Here is a 1980-nt window from a genome sequence, read left to right on the forward strand (position 1 = left end):
GCAGCAGCCGCGTCCACCAGCGCGGACCCGCCGCGGCGCGCGGGCTCGCGCCGCCCTGCCGACCCGCCTTCTCCCCCGCGCGGGTCGCTTCCCCCTCGCCTCCCTCGCGCGCGCCGCTCCGGCACAGGCCGGCCTCGCGGAGCTGGCGCAGAAAGGCGGCGTACTCCGCCGCCGCCGGCTGCGCCAGCCCGAGGCGGCGCAGCGCCTGCAAGGCCGCCGAGGGTAGGTCGCCGTCGCGCAAGGCAGCGATGAGGACGAACTCGGTCTCGCCGACGCTGAAATAGCGCCCACCGACCGGGTCCTCCACCACCCACGCGGCGCACCCGTCGCGCCCGGGCTGCACCGGGTGCATCTGCACGTCGGCGCGCAGGCCCGGCCAGTCGCGGTCGAGCGCAGCGCTCATCGGCGGTCGGTCTCCACCGGCGAGGGCCGCAGCGGCTCGGGACTCTGCGGCACCACGACCGCCCCCGCGGGCAGCTCGACCTCGCCCGGCTCGACGCCGGCAAACTCGCTATCCGCCAGCGTGTGCGGGTAAGCGTCCACGAACGGGGAATTGAAGCCCGCCTCGGGTGCATCGGGCGCGGACGCGAAGGTGCCGTCATGCCTGAGCTCGGCGGGGGGCAGCCCGGGCGCGTCGGGCGAGGCATAGGCGAGCGCGCCGCGCCCTGCACTCGCCAGGTAGTCGCCCTCGACCACCGGTGGCACGAAGCGGCAGCCGATCCCGAGCAGGGGATGCAGCGTGCAGGTCTGGAAGGCCTCCGAGATCGCCAGGAAGGGCTCGGCATCGCCGCCCGTGTCGACCTCCGGGTACGAGAAGGGCTCGAGCAGGACCTCGTACTGGATCACGTCGTAGCGGAATCCGGCCCAGTAGGCCAACGGCGGGGTCGTCGGCACTTCGCGCTCGATGCGGGCGTCGGGCTCCCGCGTCGTCGCGAACACGGCCAGCACCGGCTCGGGATCGTCCACCGGCGTCACGGTGATCCGCGCCTGCTGCTCCGCGCTCGACAGCCCCGCGCCGCCATCCGCACCCGAGTCGTCCCACACCTTGAAGCCGAAGCCGTCCGGGCCGTGGTAGTCCGGGGCCGGCGCATAGACCAGGCCGGACAGCGCCGCGGCCGGGATGAACACCCCGGCCTGCACCGCCACGCCCTCGAGCAGCAGGCGGCCGTGCTGCGGCAGCGCCGTGATCGTCACCCCCGCCAGGCCATCGCCGTCGGCGTCCGCGAACGGGAACACGCTCGCCGGCAAGGCCAGGCGGGCGTCCTCCTCGACGGTGAGCCGGGCCGGGTCGCTCGCCGGCGGCAGGTCGGCGCTGACGGGGGCATCGGGCAGCGGCGTCACGGTGATCCGCGCCTGCTGCTCCGCGCTCGACAGCCCCGCGCCGCCATCCGCACCCGAGTCGTCCCACACCTTGAAGCCGAAGCCGTCCGGGCCGTGGTAGTCCGGGGCCGGCGCATAGACCAGGCCGGACAGCGCCGCCGCCGGGATGAACACCCCGGCCTGCACCGCCACGCCTTCGAGCAGCAGGCGGCCGTGCTGTGGCAGCGCGGTGATCGTCACCCCGGCCAGGCCATCGCCGTCGGCGTCCGCGAACGGGAACACGCTCGCCGGCAAGGCCAGGCGGGCGTCCTCCTCGACGGTGAGCCGGGCCGGGTCGCTCGCCGGCGGCAGGTCGGCGCTGACGGGGGCATCGGGCACCGGCGTCACGGTGATCCGCGCCTGCTGCTCCGCGCTCGACAGCCCCGCGCCGCCACCCGCACCCGAGTCGTCCCACACCTTGAAGCCGAAGCCGTCCGGGCCGTGGTAGTCCGGCGCCGGCGCATACACCAGGCCGGACAGCGCCGCGGCCGGGATGAACGCCCCGGCCTGCACCGCCACGCCCTCGAGCAGCAGGCTGCCGTGCTGCGGCAGCGCCGTGATCGTCACCCCCGCCAGGCCATCGCCGTCGGCGTCCGCGAACGGGAACACGCTCGCCGGCAA

General features: G+C 75.5%; 2 protein-coding genes. Both read right to left on the reverse strand.

What is annotated here, in order from left to right:
* Positions 1 to 403 (reverse strand): hypothetical protein (locus C667_RS22515; RefSeq protein WP_004386970.1); only part of this gene is annotated, 403 nt, incomplete at its 3' end.
* On the reverse strand, positions 400 to 1980 hold a 1581-nt coding region (locus C667_RS22520; RefSeq protein ID WP_211207749.1), incomplete at its 5' end, for an Ig-like domain-containing protein. The genes C667_RS22515 and C667_RS22520, both read right to left, overlap by 4 nt.

Origin of the sequence: Thauera phenylacetica B4P (assembly GCF_000310225.1) — a bacterium.
Lineage (GTDB): Bacteria > Pseudomonadota > Gammaproteobacteria > Burkholderiales > Rhodocyclaceae > Thauera > Thauera phenylacetica.